At 67.6% G+C, this 15,120-nt stretch carries 13 protein-coding genes and 1 riboswitch; of the genes, 8 read left to right on the forward strand and 5 right to left on the reverse strand.

All coding sequences use genetic code 11. From position 1 onward, the window contains the following. The first annotated feature begins 59 nt into the window (after positions 1 to 59). The 3 genes from thiO (at position 60) to moaA (ending at position 3,652) form a co-directional block, all read left to right on the forward strand. Positions 60 to 1,175 carry a glycine oxidase ThiO gene (thiO, locus tag D7W82_RS08755; protein WP_120617900.1) on the forward strand — a complete coding sequence of 372 codons (1,116 nt, stop codon included), beginning with the start codon at positions 60 to 62 and terminating at the stop codon, positions 1,173 to 1,175. A gap of 172 nt (positions 1,176 to 1,347) precedes the next feature. Beyond that, positions 1,348 to 2,580, forward strand: a complete 1,233-nt coding sequence (locus D7W82_RS08760) for an HD-GYP domain-containing protein (protein WP_120617901.1) — start codon at positions 1,348 to 1,350, stop codon at positions 2,578 to 2,580. Between the two features lie 67 nt (positions 2,581 to 2,647). Continuing rightward, a complete protein-coding gene (gene moaA, locus D7W82_RS08765; RefSeq protein WP_120617902.1) occupies positions 2,648 to 3,652 on the forward strand; it encodes a GTP 3',8-cyclase MoaA in 1,005 nt (334 codons plus the stop codon). A gap of 3 nt (positions 3,653 to 3,655) precedes the next feature. Here moaA and D7W82_RS08770 read toward each other — a convergent pair whose 3' ends face one another. Both D7W82_RS08770 and thiC read right to left on the reverse strand, forming a co-directional pair. Further along, positions 3,656 to 4,060, reverse strand: coding sequence for a DUF4870 domain-containing protein (locus D7W82_RS08770; RefSeq protein ID WP_120562849.1), 405 nt, complete (start codon positions 4,058 to 4,060; stop codon positions 3,656 to 3,658). A 130-nt stretch (positions 4,061 to 4,190) separates the two neighbouring features. Further along, the gene (gene thiC, locus D7W82_RS08775; RefSeq protein ID WP_120617903.1) at positions 4,191 to 6,062 is read right to left on the reverse strand and encodes a phosphomethylpyrimidine synthase ThiC; all 1,872 of its coding nucleotides are present in this window, start codon (positions 6,060 to 6,062) and stop codon (positions 4,191 to 4,193) included. A 45-nt stretch (positions 6,063 to 6,107) separates the two neighbouring features. Further along, positions 6,108 to 6,220, reverse strand: a riboswitch (TPP riboswitch). Between the two features lie 193 nt (positions 6,221 to 6,413). Here thiC and D7W82_RS08780 point away from each other — a divergent pair. Then, positions 6,414 to 7,190: a hypothetical protein gene (locus D7W82_RS08780; RefSeq protein WP_120617904.1), complete on the forward strand. Its 777-nt coding sequence runs from the start codon at positions 6,414 to 6,416 to the stop codon at positions 7,188 to 7,190. 8 nt (positions 7,191 to 7,198) lie between these two features. On the opposite strand, the gene D7W82_RS08785 is transcribed toward D7W82_RS08780, so the two are convergent. Both D7W82_RS08785 and D7W82_RS08790 read right to left on the reverse strand, forming a co-directional pair. Continuing rightward, positions 7,199 to 7,777 (reverse strand): hypothetical protein, encoded by a 579-nt coding sequence (locus D7W82_RS08785; RefSeq protein WP_120617905.1) that lies wholly within the window; start codon positions 7,775 to 7,777, stop codon positions 7,199 to 7,201. Next, positions 7,717 to 8,013, reverse strand: a complete 297-nt coding sequence (locus D7W82_RS08790; RefSeq protein ID WP_120617906.1) for a hypothetical protein — start codon at positions 8,011 to 8,013, stop codon at positions 7,717 to 7,719. The genes D7W82_RS08785 and D7W82_RS08790 overlap by 61 nt, the downstream gene beginning before the upstream one ends. Before the next feature lie 392 nt (positions 8,014 to 8,405). On the opposite strand from D7W82_RS08790, the gene D7W82_RS40010 reads away from it, so the two are divergent. From D7W82_RS40010 to D7W82_RS08805, 4 genes are all read left to right on the forward strand, one after another. Continuing rightward, a complete protein-coding gene (locus D7W82_RS40010) occupies positions 8,406 to 9,293 on the forward strand; it encodes a hypothetical protein (RefSeq protein ID WP_147439267.1) in 888 nt (295 codons plus the stop codon). Between the two features lie 516 nt (positions 9,294 to 9,809). After that, complete coding sequence (locus D7W82_RS08795) at positions 9,810 to 10,670, forward strand: hypothetical protein (RefSeq protein ID WP_147439268.1); 861 nt, start codon at positions 9,810 to 9,812, stop codon at positions 10,668 to 10,670. Between the two features lie 33 nt (positions 10,671 to 10,703). Continuing rightward, positions 10,704 to 11,567 (forward strand): hypothetical protein, encoded by an 864-nt coding sequence (locus D7W82_RS08800; RefSeq protein ID WP_120617908.1) that lies wholly within the window; start codon positions 10,704 to 10,706, stop codon positions 11,565 to 11,567. Between the two features lie 65 nt (positions 11,568 to 11,632). Next, on the forward strand, positions 11,633 to 12,826 hold the full coding sequence (locus D7W82_RS08805) for a hypothetical protein (protein ID WP_158617613.1): 1,194 nt from the start codon (positions 11,633 to 11,635) through the stop codon (positions 12,824 to 12,826). Between the two features lie 15 nt (positions 12,827 to 12,841). On the opposite strand, the gene D7W82_RS08810 is transcribed toward D7W82_RS08805, so the two are convergent. After that, the gene (locus D7W82_RS08810) at positions 12,842 to 15,109 is read right to left on the reverse strand and encodes a molybdopterin cofactor-binding domain-containing protein (protein ID WP_120617910.1); all 2,268 of its coding nucleotides are present in this window, start codon (positions 15,107 to 15,109) and stop codon (positions 12,842 to 12,844) included. Positions 15,110 to 15,120: the final 11 nt, after the last annotated feature.

Genomic DNA, 15,120 nt, shown 5'->3' on the forward strand with positions numbered 1-15,120 from the left:
CCGGGTCATGGCCTGTCTTGAGGCTTGCAAACCCGTGCTCGCTTGAGCACAAGCGGCGCATGGCAACCTCCGACGTCCTCGTGGTGGGCGGTGGTGTGATGGGCTGTGGCATCGCGCTGAAACTCCGGCAGGCGGGCGCGCGCGTGACGGTGCTGGAGCGCTCCATCCCCGGCGCCGAGGCCTCCAGCGCCGCGGGCGGCATCCTCGCGCCCCAGTGGGAGTCCGAAGGACCCGGCCCCTTCTTCGAGCTGTGCCTGCGCAGCCGCGCCCTCTATGGAAGCTTCGCCGCGGAGCTGCGCGAGCTCTCCGGCGTGGACATCGCATACCGGCCGTGCGGCCTGCTTCGCGTCGCCTTCGACGAGTCGGATCTCCATCACGTGGAGTCCACCGTGGGCTGGCAGCACGGCATGGGGCTGCGCGCCGAGCTGCTCGACGGCCAGGCCGCGCGCGAGCTGGAACCCCACCTGTCCCCCGCCGCCGTGGGCGCCGCGCACTTCCCGGATGATCACCAGGTCGACAACCGGCTCCTCGTGCGCGCGCTCACCATGGCCGCCGCGCGCGTGGGAGCGGTGTTCAAGAGCGGCTACGTGCGCGGCGTGGTGCACGAGCACGGCCGCGCGGTGGGCGTGGACCTGGACGGCGAGGTGCTCCGCGCGGACGCCGTGGTGCTGGCGGCGGGCTCGTGGTCGTCCCTGGTCCAGGGTGCGGGCGTGTCGGCGCAGGCGGTGCGCCCGGCGCGCGGACAGATGGTGCAGTTGCAGACGCGGCTGCCCCTGCTGGAGCGGGTGGTGACGTCCGCGAAGGGCTACCTGGTGCCGCGCGCGGATGGGCGGATCATCGCCGGGAGCACCATGGAGCACGTGGGCTTCGACAAGCAGGTGACCGCGGCCGGGCTGGCGCGGATCCTCGACATGGCGCTGCAGCTGTGCCCGGACCTGGCCAGCGCGCCCATCACGGAGACCTGGGCCGGCTTCCGCCCCTGGACCCAGGACGCGCTGCCGTACATCGGAGAGGGCCCCTCGCCCGGCCTGTTCCTCGCCACCGGCCACTTCCGCAACGGCATCCTGCTCGCCCCCATCACCGCGAAGCTCGTCGCCCAGGCCGTGCTGGGGGAGAGGCCCTCGGTGGACCTCACCCCCTTCCGCTACGACCGGGGGACGATGGCGCGCGGTTGACGCGGCGTGCCTGCCCGCCCTACTCCGGAAGGCGGGGAATGCTCCAAGGACCGGAGACGTTCACTCCGGAGCCAGGGCTCGCACCCCGCCCTGGATGGCAGGGAGGCGAGGGGGTGATGATTTCTCGCACTCGTTCGCCTTTAATCCCTGGAAACCTCTAGAATCTTCTGCCGTGGAAGCCATCCCCCCCGCACCGCCCAGAATCCTGATCGTCGACGACGACGATTCCGTCCGCGACGTCATCTCCGTGCTCCTCCGTGAGGAGGGCTACAACTGCGTCGTGGCCAACGGCGCCGAGATGGCGCTCGACGTGGCGGGTGAAGAAGAGACGCCGCTCGTCATCAGCGACATGAAGATGCCGGGCCGCGACGGACTCTGGCTGCTGGAGAACCTGCGCGAGCGGCTGCCGGACACGTCCGTCATCATGCTCACCGGCTACGGCGACACCGAGTCCGCCGTGGACTGTCTGCGCCGGGGCGCGGTGGACTACCTGCTCAAGCCACCCAAGCTCACGGACCTCATCCGCGCCATCGAACGCGCGCTCGCCAAGCGCCGCATCGAGATGGCGCGCAAGCGCTACCAGAAGAAGCTCGAGGGCAAGGTGCGCGACCGCACCGCCGAGCTGCGCAGCGCGCTGCACAACATCGCGAACACGTACCAGAACACGCTGCTGGCGCTGGTGGCGGCCCTGGACGCGCGCGAGCACGAGACGAGCGACCACTCCCAGCGCGTGGTCAGCTACACCTCCGCCATCGCCACCCGCATGGGCATCCACGGCAAGGAGATGGAGGAGATCGGCCGCGGGGCGCTCTTGCACGACATCGGGAAGATCGGCGTGCCGGACGCGGTGCTGCTCAAGCCGGGCAAGCTCACCCCCGACGAGTGGCTGGAGATGCGGCGTCATCCGGAGATCGGCTTCCAGATGATCCAGAACATCCCCTTCCTCTCCACGCCGGCGGACATCGTCCTGTCGCACCAGGAGCGCTTCGACGGCGCGGGCTACCCCCGCAACCTCCAGCGCAACGAGATCCACATCGGCGCGCGCATCTTCGCGGTGGCGGACACCCTGGACGCGATGACGAGCGACCGGCCGTACCGCAAGGGCACGACGTTCGCGAACGCCATCCAGGAGATCAAGCGCTGCGCCAACACGCAGTTCGACCCCGAGGTCGTGAAGGCGTTCCTGGACATCGGCGAAGAGGGCCTCATCCGCATCAAGAAGGAGATGGCGGAGAAGAAGCTCAACCCGATGCAGGCCGCCGCGGACGCCGCCGAGTCCGAGGCCGAGCTGGCGCGGCTCACCGACCTGGACGACGAGCCGGACTCTCCGCCCGTGGGCCCCAGCGCCACGCCCATCGGCGCGCCGCCCGTCGCCATCCGCTCGGCGTCCGGGACCGAAGGCTGAGGCAGACCGCGGGAAGCGGTGCCTTTCCGCGCGGGGGTTGCTATCCATGAAGGCGGAAGGCCCCGCGATGACCGCCCCCCTGCCCGCTCCCAATCCGCTCGCCCCCCCGCTGTGTGACGCGCAGGGGCGGCGCATGACGTACCTGCGGCTGAGCGTCACGGACCGCTGCAACTTCCGCTGCACCTACTGCTCGCCGGCCTCCTGGGGCGGGAAGAAGGACCTGCTCGACGCGGGCGAGTTCGAGCGCATCGTCTCCGTCTTCGCGCGCATGGGCATCCGCCGCGTGCGCCTGACGGGCGGCGAGCCGCTCGCCCGGCCGGACATCCTCGACATCGCGAAGCGCATCGCCGCGGTGCCCGGCGTGGAGCACCTGGCCATCACCACCAACGCGAGCCGCCTGGAGTCACTGGCCGGGCCGCTGCGCGACGCGGGCGTCACCCAGCTCAACCTGAGCCTGGACACGCTGTCCGCGGAGGTGTTCCGGCGCATCTCCAAGCAGGGCGACTTCGCGGCGGTGCTGCGCGGCATCGACGCGGCGGCGGGCGCGGGCTTCCAGTCGCTGAAGCTCAACGTCGTGGTGATGCGGGGCATCAACGACGCGGAGGTGCCGGAGCTGGTGACGTACGCGCACGCGCGCGGCGTCACCCCGCGCTTCATCGAATTGATGCCCTTTGGCCAGGGCACGCCGGTGCCCACCGCGGAGCTGCTGGAGCGCCTGGCGGCCTCAGGCCGCGTCCTCACGGAGGAGCCACCCGAGGACACCACATCCCCCACGTCCGGCCCGGCGCGCTACTGGCGCACGGACAGCGGGCGCGTGGGGTTCATCTCGCCGCTGACGCAGAACTTCTGCGGGGGCTGCAACCGGGTGCGGGTGGCGTCCAACGGGGACCTGCGCAGCTGCCTGGGCGGCCGGGCGCAGGCGCCGCTGCATCAGCTCATCCGGGGCGGCGCGACGGACGAGGAGCTGGCCCTGGCCGTGCGCCGCGCGCTGGGGGAGAAGCCGGAGGGGCACCGTTTCACGGAGGCCGGAAACGGCGCCACGCTCCTGCCCATGATGGGCATTGGCGGCTGAGGGCTACTTCACCAGCCGGATGTTCACGGGGTAGCGGTACAGCTCGCCATCGTTGGCCTTCAAGCCGGCGATGACCGTGAAGACGATCGAGACGATCGCCACCAGGGGCGCCAGGACGAAGCCGATCACCGCGCACATCAGCACCGCGGAGATGGCCATCGCGATGAAGGTGGTGATCTGGAAGTTGAGCGACTCCACCGCGTGCGCGCGGACGAAGGACGACTCCTTGCCCTTGGTCAGCATCAGGAACAGCGGCACCGCCCAGCCCAGGAAGCCCGCGCCCACGACGACACCGGCGATGGAGCCCAGGTGGGCCAGCATCCCCATCGTCTTCTCATCCGACGTCGCCGTCGGCGAGCCGGTGATGAACGTGCCGAACTGCTGATCCTCGCGCTGACTCGGGTCCATGAAACGCCCTCCCAAATTGAATGGGGCGCGACGGGTGCGCCCGGATGAGCGCACCATGACATGGCGTGTCGGTCCCTGTCATCCAGCGGACAGGGGCCGAGCGTGCAGGCCCCCCGTCCACTGGCGCCCGTCAGCGGTACAGCTCGTGGCCCGCCTTCTTGAATTCCTCGCTCTTGTCCTTCATCCCCTGCTCCAGGGCCTGGGCTTCGTTGACGCCGACCTGGTCCGCGTAGTCGCGCACGTCCTGGGTGATCTTCATGGAGCAGAAGTGCGGGCCGCACATGGAGCAGAAGTGCGCGACCTTGGCGCCTTCGGCGGGGAGCGTCTCGTCGTGGAAGGCGCGGGCGCGCTCGGGGTCCAGGGACAGGTTGAACTGATCCTCCCAGCGGAACTCGAAGCGCGCCTTGGACAGGGCGTTGTCGCGGGCCTGCGCGCCCGGGTGGCCCTTGGCCAGGTCCGCGGCGTGGGCGGCGATCTTGTAGGTGATGACGCCCTCCTTCACGTCGTCACGGTCGGGCAGGCCCAGGTGCTCCTTGGGCGTCACGTAGCAGAGCATCGCCGTGCCGAACCAGCCGATCATCGCCGCGCCAATGCCGCTGGTGAAGTGATCGTAGCCGGGCGCGATGTCCGTGGTGAGGGGCCCCAGCGTGTAGAACGGCGCCTCGTGGCACACGGCGAGCTGCTTCGTCATGTTCTCCTGGATGAGGTGCATGGGGACGTGGCCGGGGCCTTCGATCATCACCTGCACGTCGTGCTTCCAGGCCACCTTCGTCAGCTCGCCCAGCGTCTCCAGCTCGCCGAACTGCGCGGCGTCGTTGGCGTCCGCGATGGAGCCGGGGCGCAGGCCGTCGCCCAGGCTGAAGCTGACGTCGTACGCCTTCATGATCTCGCAGATCTCCTCGAAGTGCGTGTAGAGGAAGTTCTCTTGGTGGTGGGCCAGGCACCACTTGGCGAGGATGGAGCCGCCGCGGCTGACGATGCCGGTGAGGCGCTTCGCGGTGAGCGGCACGTACTGGAGGCGCACGCCCGCGTGGATGGTGAAGTAGTCCACGCCCTGCTCGGCCTGTTCGATGAGGGTGTCACGGAAGATGGCCCAGGTGAGCTCCTCGGCCTTGCCGCCGACCTTCTCCAGCGCCTGGTAGATGGGCACGGTGCCGATGGGCACGGGCGCGTTGCGGAGGATCCACTCGCGCGTCTCGTGGATGTTGCGGCCGGTGGACAGGTCCATGACGGTGTCCGCGCCCCAGCGGATGGACCAGACCATCTTCTCCACCTCCTCCTCGATGGAGGACGTGACGGCGGAGTTGCCGATGTTGGCGTTGATCTTCACCAGGAAGTTGCGGCCGATGATCATCGGCTCCAGCTCCGGGTGGTTGATGTTGGCGGGGATGATGGCGCGGCCCCGGGCGATCTCCTCGCGCACGAACTCCGGCGTAATCACCCGCGGAATCGCGGCGCCCCAGGAGTGGCCGGGGTGCTGGGCGGCGAGTGAAGCGTCGAGCTTCTGGTTCTCGCGCACGGCGACGTATTCCATCTCCGGCGTGATGATGCCCTTGCGGGCGTAGTGCATCTGGCTGACGTTGGCGCCGGCCTTCGCGACGCGGGGCTTGCGGATGTGGCTGAAGCGCAGGCCGTTGAGGCGCGGGTCGGCTTCGCGGGCGCGGCCGTATTCGGACGTGATGCCATCCAACTCGTCCGTGTCGTTGCGGGCGCGGATCCAGTTCTCACGGACGGCGGGCAGGCCCCGGCGCAGGTCGATGTCAGCGGACGGGTCGGTGTAGGGGCCGCTGGAGTCGTAGACGTGGACGGGAGGGTTCGCGGTTTCAGGGCCGGAATGGCCGTGGTGGCGCGTGGGCGTCTGGGAAATCTCGCGCAGGGGGACGCGGAGGTCGGGGTGCAGCGACCCGGGCACGTAGACCTTGCGCGAGGCGGGAAGCGGGCCGCGGCTGATTCCCTCCAGCACCTTCCCATCGACCTTCAGGCTCTTGGACGCTCCACTCATCGGACATCTCCTCGTGAGAACGGACGGGAGACGGGACGGGAGCATGGAGCGCCCACACCGCTTCCCTCCGCCGGTACTAACCGGTTCAGGTTCAAAGGGATCGGACGCGGCCACACGTCCGTCTCAGCCCCCTTCCGGGGGCACCCCTAGCGACTGCGGAGCGGTGTAGCGCAGGGGCAAGCCCGCTTCAACCCGGGCGGAGGTGAGCCCGGGTCCAGTGGACGCACTGGTGGCCCTGTGGGGAGGCATCAACCATCGCCGGGCGGCTGCGCAGCTCTATGCTCAGCACCGTGAGAAGTCAGAGCAATCTCATCCAGTTGGGCCCGAACTCATCAGAGAAGGCTTGAGTCCATGACATTTGTCCTGCCCGTGACGGAGAACACCGAAAAGCCCTGGAACCTTCTCCAGACGAACCTGCCAGAAACCCAGGTCCAGTGCAGGATCGTCGACGGCCGCCCTGTTGTGTTCGGGCTCTATCTTGAGTGCACGCGAGTACCTGACGTGGTCCGGTATGTGCTCGACCTGACCGACAGTCCAACCGCACGGTTCTCGGTGCCATCGCCCCTTTTGCGTGGCTCCGCTGTTCCCATCAACGGCGATCAATTCGCAGGAGATGTGCGGGCGGATGACCACGCTGCAGAGCACAAACAGATTGTGCTGATCATCGAGTCACCGCACAGGCATGAATACACGTCCGCATTCACGCCCATTGCCCCTGCGCAGAAAACGACCGGAAGGAACATCTCTACTCACATCGTCTCGCTGCTCCATGACCATCAGCGACTTGGATTGCCGCCGGATCACTATGAGCTGCTGATTTGCAATCCGGTCCAGTTTCAAGCCTCCCTCTACGAGTTCCACCGACAAAGCCTCTATAAGAACGATGAGGCTCAGAGCCTGAGGGACACCACCTGGCGGACCTTGTATTACGGCCTGAATGAACGGGCTGGGTTCCTCAGCCGCCTCGACCGCTACGATCCCGCGGCCGTCATCGTTGCCTGTACGGCGAATCTCAAACAGGAGGTGCTGGGCGATGTCATTCGCTGGGCCTCATGCAGGATTCCCGTGGTGGAAGCCAGCTCCCATCCCAGCGCATGGCACAGCCGCAGCAAAGTTGCATTCCGGTGAGTCCAGGCTCAAAGCCTGGCGGTGATGTGCTCCTGCCGACGCGAGTCGAGGTTCGGACGGGTCGCCAGGGCGCGGCGCACCGCGGTCCCTGCCCAGTCGAGTTCCTCCTGCGACAGGTTCATGCCCAGCAGTTCGCTGCCCTTGTCGTGCTCGATGACGATGCCTCGGCCCCGGGAGACATGCGTCCGCGCGTCGCGCACGTCGATGTCCTGGATGCGTGACCTGGGCAGCCGCAGGACCTTCCGGGGCCTCCAGGGTCCATACCGCGTCGCCTCGATGCCTCGGGAAGAGGCGTTGATGGACCACCGGCTGGTGGCCTCCCTGGCGACCCACCACAAGAAGAAGGCACCGCAGGCGATGAAGAGGGAGCTCGCAATCACCATCACCTGCGAGGAGGCGGCCTGCGGGCCGAGGATCTGACGCAACTGCCTCAGCAAGAAGACGGGCCCGCCTACCGCGACGAGGACCGCGAAGGCTCCCTGCGCCGCGTAGGTGGGACGCCATCCACAGGGCGGCAGTTCCAGCGTCAGCCCCAGGGCGCCCTGCCGGAACTGAGTGCCGCTGCCATAGGGCAGGTTGGAAGGCACTCCTCCGTCAGCGGCGCTTCCTCCATGCGTATGCTCACCGAGCGGCTCTGCCCGCCTTCCACGCGGAGGCTCAGCCCGAGGAGCTTGGAGACCGCCTGCGCCAGCCCCAGCGCCTCCTCCCGGTTATCGATGTGGGAAAGGACGACGGCGACCGAGTTCCCCATCAACGTCACGAGGTAGACCTTCGGGCTGAAGGGGCCCGCCGTGGAGCCCTTGTCGCGCACGTAGAGCGCCACGGACGAAAATGGCTCCAGTGACTGCGGCTCTCCGCCGAAGGCCCCAGTAGCCCGTGTGACACCACAGCGTGCTCGTCTCCAGGCTCAGCAGCACCCACCACCGGGACATCAGGTAGTGCGCGGCCAGGACTCCCATGGCCAGCACTAGGAACCAGAGGCGCCACTCGTCGGAGAGGTAGCTCGTCGCGAGGGAAATCACCGGGAACGCCAGCGCCACCAGCAGCGCGCATCGCGCCAGCCACGCGTCCAGGGGATGGACTTCGTGCTGGAGGATCAGGAAGGGGCCGGAAATGGACCAGCGGTGGGAGTCACAACGCATCCGCCGCAGATGCATTCCCAGTAACCCCATGGCATCTTAGAACCCAAACCCACTTAGCCACCAAGAGAGCCCTATGACATCCCCAGAACTTCTGTCGCAGGTAAAAAAGGCAATCGCATTGAGCGGATACCCATTGGAACAGCGTGTTGGCCATGCACTCCAGAAGCGCGGCTGGATAACATTCCATTCGGTCACATACTACAACAACTCGCTGGAATCAGAGCGAGAGCTAGACATCCTCGCCTACAAACTAATAAATGAGCGACGAATCGAACTCCGCATTTCGTGCAAGCGAAGTGCAAACAAGCCCTGGGTGTTCTTCACTGAAGACGCGACAAAATACCCCAAACACGCTGATACACTAAAGACATTTCCCGTATCAGACAACCGAGAGAGGCACAAGTCTCTTCTCAAGGCACTGCAAAGCCTCTTGTTCTTCTCGCATAAACGCACTGCAATCAACTTTGCGGCTTTCCTGGGGAAGGACTTGGCGGAAAATGCACGCGCAATCGTGCGAGACGGCCTCATGTCGGCACTCTCTAGTATTTACGCAATGCTGAGCCCACACCGACTTCTTGCGGACGAACGAGGGACGGCTGTTTTTTTGCTTACTATTTTCGACGGAAACATGTTTGAGTCGTATTACGATCCCACAGCCGACGAAGACGTTGTCAAGCCAATTGACTACACCCAGTGGGATGTGCGCCATGCACTCGCCATGGATGGCCAATTGGTTCCAACGCCAAGCGGAGACACTGTCCCGTTGGGCGATGTGCTCTATTGGCTAGGAAGCATCTTTCGTATTGAGGTGGTGCGCTGGTCGTTTTTCGATGCTTACGTAAGTCAGATTGAAAGCGTTTTCGAAAAACTAAGTCCCACGGAAGCGGAGCTGCTCGGGAAATCTTGGTCACCCTTAAATTTCCCTAGAACCGTCGGCCCAGCTCCAACGTTCAAGAAATAGCAGCAGGTAGCGTCTGCCTCAAAGGGCGTCGAAGAACTTGAGCAGCATGACCCGGGGCTATTACTACGTGGTCACCTCCCTCGATGCCCTGTCGATTCTCCGAGGGAAATCTCCCTCGGGAAGCTCCCGAAGTGACTAGGTAGTATTGGGGCACATCCTCAATACGGCCTGGGGACTCCCGGAAGAACTTCAAGAAGGCGTCGAGCCTGGGTGCATCGTAGCTCAATGTCCGATTGATGTTCGCCGGGTGCCTACCAAGCAACAAGAACAACACTGCCTGTCGCTCCTGAAGCAACAACCGGGAGACGCTGCACGGAGTCTCTCCTGCGCTCCTTTGCCCTGTTTCCCGAGGGAGAAGCGGCCTCCGGACGCCTCCGGCCTTCCTTGCCTCAACGGGCTGGTACGGCGATTGAAGTGGGTCAGCCCAGCCACGGGTCGCGGCGGTAGCGGCGCGTCGTGGCAGGGGGAGCCCCTTTGGCGGGCACCTCCTTCACGTCTGTGAATGGAGGCAACACCATGCAGCGCAACACCAGGCGAGTCCTCTCGCGCGCGGGCACTTTGGTCGTGACCCTGGGGCTGATGTCCGGCTCCGTGGCCGTCGCGCAGGACAAGCCCACTTCGGAAAATCCGTCGAACATTCCTCCCAGCCGCGTCATCGCGGGCCGGCCCCTGCACTCGCCTCCGAAGATGAACGCGGCGGATGCTCGCAAGAGCGTCAATGCCTTCATCACCTGGGCCGGTGAGTCCGTGGTGGAAGAGCAGAGCACCGCGCGCCGGGCGCTGGCCTCCGCCGCGAAGCAGCCGGAGCTCGTCCAGGCCTTCATGGAGGAGATCCTCGCGGCCCACGAGTCCGGCGACACCAGCCGCGCGCTCGTCGGCCTGGGCCTGCTGGGAGAGATGCGGACCTACGACGGCGCGAAGTTCCTCGTGGAGTTCGTCCACAGGCCCCTGCCCACCAAGGGCACCGTCATCGAAGGCGAGCTCCAGGAAGAGGCCCAGTTGGCGCGCCTGCAGGCCAAGGCCATCGCGGGCGTCGCGTATCTGCGCAACGAGGAGTTCGACCGCGAGGTGACGTACCAGGCCGGCAACCACTCCTCCGTCATCGTCCGCGCGGAGGCCATCAGCGCGTACCTCTGGAACCGCGGAGACTCGCTGGAGGCTCGCAAGGCATTGGAGCCGTTCGTCCGCAAGGAGGAGCGGATGTACCTGGACCGCGTCCGGCGCGTCACCGGCGAAGGCGCGGATGCCTTCAACCGCAAGCTCACCGCCTACCTGAAGGCCCACCCGGAAGTGCAGGCGCCGGATCCCGTGCGCAAGGACCCGCGCCCGCCCGAGGAGAAGCCCAACACCTTCGACGTGACCCCTCCGAAGTTCTGACCTTCCCTCACGACCTGAGGAGCGAGAACGCCCATGAATCTCAAGCAAGGCATTGCCCTGATGTCGTCCGTCCTGGCCTTCGGTCTGGCCACCGAAGCCGGCGCCGTCTGCACCCAGACGGCCGCGAGCCAGGCGGACCGGGACCTCTGGAACACCCACGGCTGCTGGCAGGACTTCTTCCTCTGGCAGTACAAGGCCTACGGCCTGCGCTCCGGAGACTGGAGCAACCGCGGCTGGAATGCCGCCTGCAACGTCAACCTGGAGTTCCCCAAGCACTGGAACGCGTCCTACCTGCTGACGTACGGCATGGAGGATGACTGGAACCAGTCCTTCCACGGCACCGAGGACTACCGGGCGACGGCGGAGGCGCGCAGCAGCAACTTCCACGACAGCCTCTACCACAGCATCACCGACCGCACGGACGTCTTCGGGACCTTCACGCCCCGCTTCTGGCCGTGGGACACGGACCGCGTGGAGACCGCGTGCCCCCTCTACAACCCGACCGTCAGCAACTCCAACCCGGGCTCTCGCGCGGGTGACTACATGCACGAGGGCTGGCACGCCTACTTCGACAAGTACAACTTCGACAACGGCAACACCGGCGGCCACCGCCCCGGCCCGCAGGGCGCGTGCACCATCAACGGCTGCGACTACTTCTACTTCCACGGCATCTCCAAGTATGTCTTTGGCGCCATGTGGGAGAACAATGGCACCGCCAGCCGGTTCCACTCGCCCAACCAGGTGCAGGTGGAGTTCCTCTGCGATGTGGCGGATCAATCCCAATGGTGGATTCCGCTGAGCGTGAGGCAGACTGCCGCTTCGGATGCCAATGCCCGCGCCGCGTCTCGCTTCATCAACGGCCCGGGGTACACCTGCGGCAGCCCTCGCCCCTGGTAGCTGGAAGGAAATGACAGATGGCGCATTCGGAGCGTGACGCCGCGAAGCCGTTTCGGATGCGCCTGATGTCGAGCCTGGCCCTCCTGTCGCTGGTCTGCTGTTCGAGTCCGCGGAAGCAGACCGGGACGGAGGGCCCAGAGCAGGGCACCTGGACGCCCCTGCCCTCGGGCGCGCCCCTGGCCACGGGGCTCCAGGTGGCGAGTGTCTTCGATGGCCAGAATGTCCTTCTCTGGGGTGGGCTGGGCGGCTGCACCGTCAACGGCGTCTGCGGTGGCGGGGCCCGGTTCAACCTGGAGGCGAAGACCTGGACGCCCCTGTCGACCCAGGGGGCACCGTCCGCGCGCACCCTGCACTCGGCGGTGTGGACCGGCGAGAAGATGATCGTCTGGGGTGGACTCGGCTGTGGGAGCCCCCTGGGCCCCTGCGGCGACGGCGCGACCTATGACCCGGCCACCGACACCTGGAGCGCCATCACGTCCCAGGACGCGCCCTCTCCGCGCGGGGGACACACGGCCACCTGGACCGGTGAGGTGATGGTGGTGTGGGGGGGCCAGGATCTCCAGCAGGGGCGCGTGTTCGGGGACGGGGCCCGCTACCACGTCGATGCGGGCCTCTGGACGACCCTGAACCTCGTCGAGGCCCCTGTGGGGCGCCGCTACCACTCCGCGGTGTGGACCGGTGAGCTCAGCGGCGAGGTGCTCTATTGGGGCGGAAACGGCGGCGGTGGCACCGTGGACGTGGCCCTGGCGGACGGCTCGAGCTACGGCCCCTTCGAGGGCCACTGGCTGGCGATGCCGACCGAAGGGGCACCCAAGGGCCGCTGGGCGCACACGGCTGTGTGGACCGGCGCGAAGATGATCATCTGGGGCGGGATCGGCTGCGGCGGCGACACGCAGGGCCCGCCGGTCTATTGCGAGCAGGGCGCCACGTTCGATCCGGTGGACCGGAAGTGGTCACCCGTCTCCGCCAGGGGCGCGCCCTCACCTCGCACCGGGCACTCCGCGGTGTGGACCGGCTCGAAGATGGTCATCTGGGGTGGCGCGTCGCCGAAGTGCGGCTCCGGCGGCGGCGCCTGCTCGGACGGCGCAGCCTACGACCCGGAGACGGACACGTGGGCGCCGCTGCGCACTGAAGGCGCCCCTTCCGCACGGTCCGGGCACGTGGGCGTGTGGACGGGCAACGCCCTCTTCATCTGGGGAGGGATGGGGGGCGGCGGCGCGGAAGCCCCCCTGTCGGATGGCGCCCTGTGGGTGCCGTGACGGCGAGGCTTCCGCCTACACCTTCACGGTCTTCACCAACGGTAGCTCGCGCACACGCGTTCCCGTGAGCGCGAACACCGCGTTGGCCAGGGCCGGGGCCACGGGGGGCACTCCAGGCTCTCCCACGCCTCCGGGGCGGCCGTCGCTGGGGATGATGTCCACGTGGATGCGCTTCGGCGTCTCCGCGATGCGCGCCAGGCGGTAGTCGCGGAAGTTGCTCTCCACCACGGCGCCGTCCTTCATCGTGATGGCGCCGTAGAGCCCCAGGCTCAGGCCGAACACCACCGCGCCCTCCATCTGCGCCCGCACGCGCTCCATGTTCACGATGGTGCCCGCGTCCGCGACGATCCACGCCTCGTCCACCCGGATGCGCTCGTCCGCGTCCTTCACCACCGACACCACCACCGCCACGTACGTCAGGAAACTGCGGTGCGCCGCAAGGCCCAGCGCCCTGCCCTGCTGCTTGCGCTCGTCCCAGCGCGACAGGCCCGTCACCCGCTCAATCACCCTGCGCAGCCGCGCCGTGTCCACCGGGTGCTCTTCAATGGACTGGCCGTAGTTCGGAATCTTCGCCACGCCCAGATCCTTGGGCGTCACGATGCGCGACGGCCCCAGCACCTCCAACAACGTGTCACGCGGATCCGTGCCGCGCTCGTGCGCCAGCTCGTCGATGAAGCTCTGCACCGCGAACGCGTGGTAGATGTTCGCCACGGACCGCAGCCAGCCGATGCGCGTGTGCGCCCGCGCCTCGCAGTTCTCCATCCGCACGTCCGGGATGGCCAGCGGCAGGTCCACGATGCCCTGCCCCATCTCTCCGTCCCCCGCGAACGTCGCGTCGGAGAACGTGGAGCCAATGGGCGGGAACGCGATGCGCTGATGCCACGCCACCACCTTGCCGTTCGCGTCCAGGCCGGCCTCCAGCCGCTGCGCGCTCGTGGAGTGGTAGTAGTCGTGGCGCACGTCGTCCTCGCGCGTCCACTGCAGGCGCACCGGCGCGCCCACCGCCTTCGCCACCAGCGCGGCCTCCACCACGTAGTCCGGCTTCGACTTGCGGCCGAACCCGCCGCCCAGCAGCGTCACGTGCACCATCACCTTCGACGGGTCGAGCCCCAGCGCCTTCGCCACCTCGCTGCGCGCCGCCTGCGGATTCTGCGTCGTGGCCCACACCTCGCAGGTGCCGTTCTCCACCCTGGCCACCGCCGCGGGCGGCTCCATGGGCGCGTGCGCCAGGTGCGGCGTGTTGTACGTGGCCTGCACCCGCTTCGCCGCCTTCGCCAGCGCTCCTGGCGCGTCGCCGACGTTGCGCACCACCTTGCCCGGCTTGCCAATCACCTCCAGCAGCTGCTCGCGGTACGCCGCCGAGTCGTAGACGACGTTCTCCCCGCCCTCCCACGTCACGTCCAGCACCGCGCGGCCCTTCATCGCCGCCCAGGTGTTATCGGCCACCACCGCCAGCCCGCCCAGCGGCTGGAACAGGAAGGGCTTCGTCGCCGCCGGCAGCTCCACCACCTGCCGCACGCCCGGCACCGCCAGCGTCTTCGCCGCGTCGTAGCGGGCCACCTTGCCCCCCGCCACGGGCGGACGCGCGATGACCGCCGTGCGCATCCCCGGCAACACGACGTCCGCGCCGAACACCGCCCGGCCCGTCACGATGTCCGGCCCGTCCAGGAGCGGCAGCTCCTTGCCCAGGTGCTTGAGCTCGCTGCGCGGACGCAGCGTCACCGCGTCCTTCCTGGGCACCTTCAGCTTCGCCGCGTCACCGGCCAGCTCGCCGAACTTCAGCGTCCGCTGCGTGCCCTTGTGGAACACGGCGTGGTCGCGCGCCTCGCACTCCGCGGGCGCCACCTTCCAGCGCTTCGCCGCCACCGCCACCAGCATCGTGCGCGCCGTCGCGCCCGCGTAGCGCAGGTCGTCGAAGATCTTCCGCACGCTGCTGGAGCCGTCCGTGTTCTGGTCGCCGTAGGCCTCGTCGCCGTCGCCCTGGACCACCTTCACGTGGGCCATGTCCGCGCCCAGCTCGTCCGCGATGAGCACCGGCAGCGAGCTGCGCACGCCCTGCCCCATCTCCGAGCGGTGGCAGACGATGGTCACCACGCCGTCCGGCGCCACGTGCACGAAGACGTTGGCCCTCAGGCCCCCCGAGGGCACCTCCGGCAGCGACGTGGGCATGGGCGCGGCGTGCGCCCTCGCGGGCAGGAACACCTCCAACCCCAGGCCCGCGGCCACGAGTCCCATTCCTTCGAGCACGGAGCGGCGCGACAGACGGATGCGCGTGTCTTGCATGGTGGTGGCCC

It is taken from the genome of Corallococcus sp. CA049B (assembly GCF_003611685.1).
GTDB lineage: Bacteria > Myxococcota > Myxococcia > Myxococcales > Myxococcaceae > Corallococcus > Corallococcus coralloides.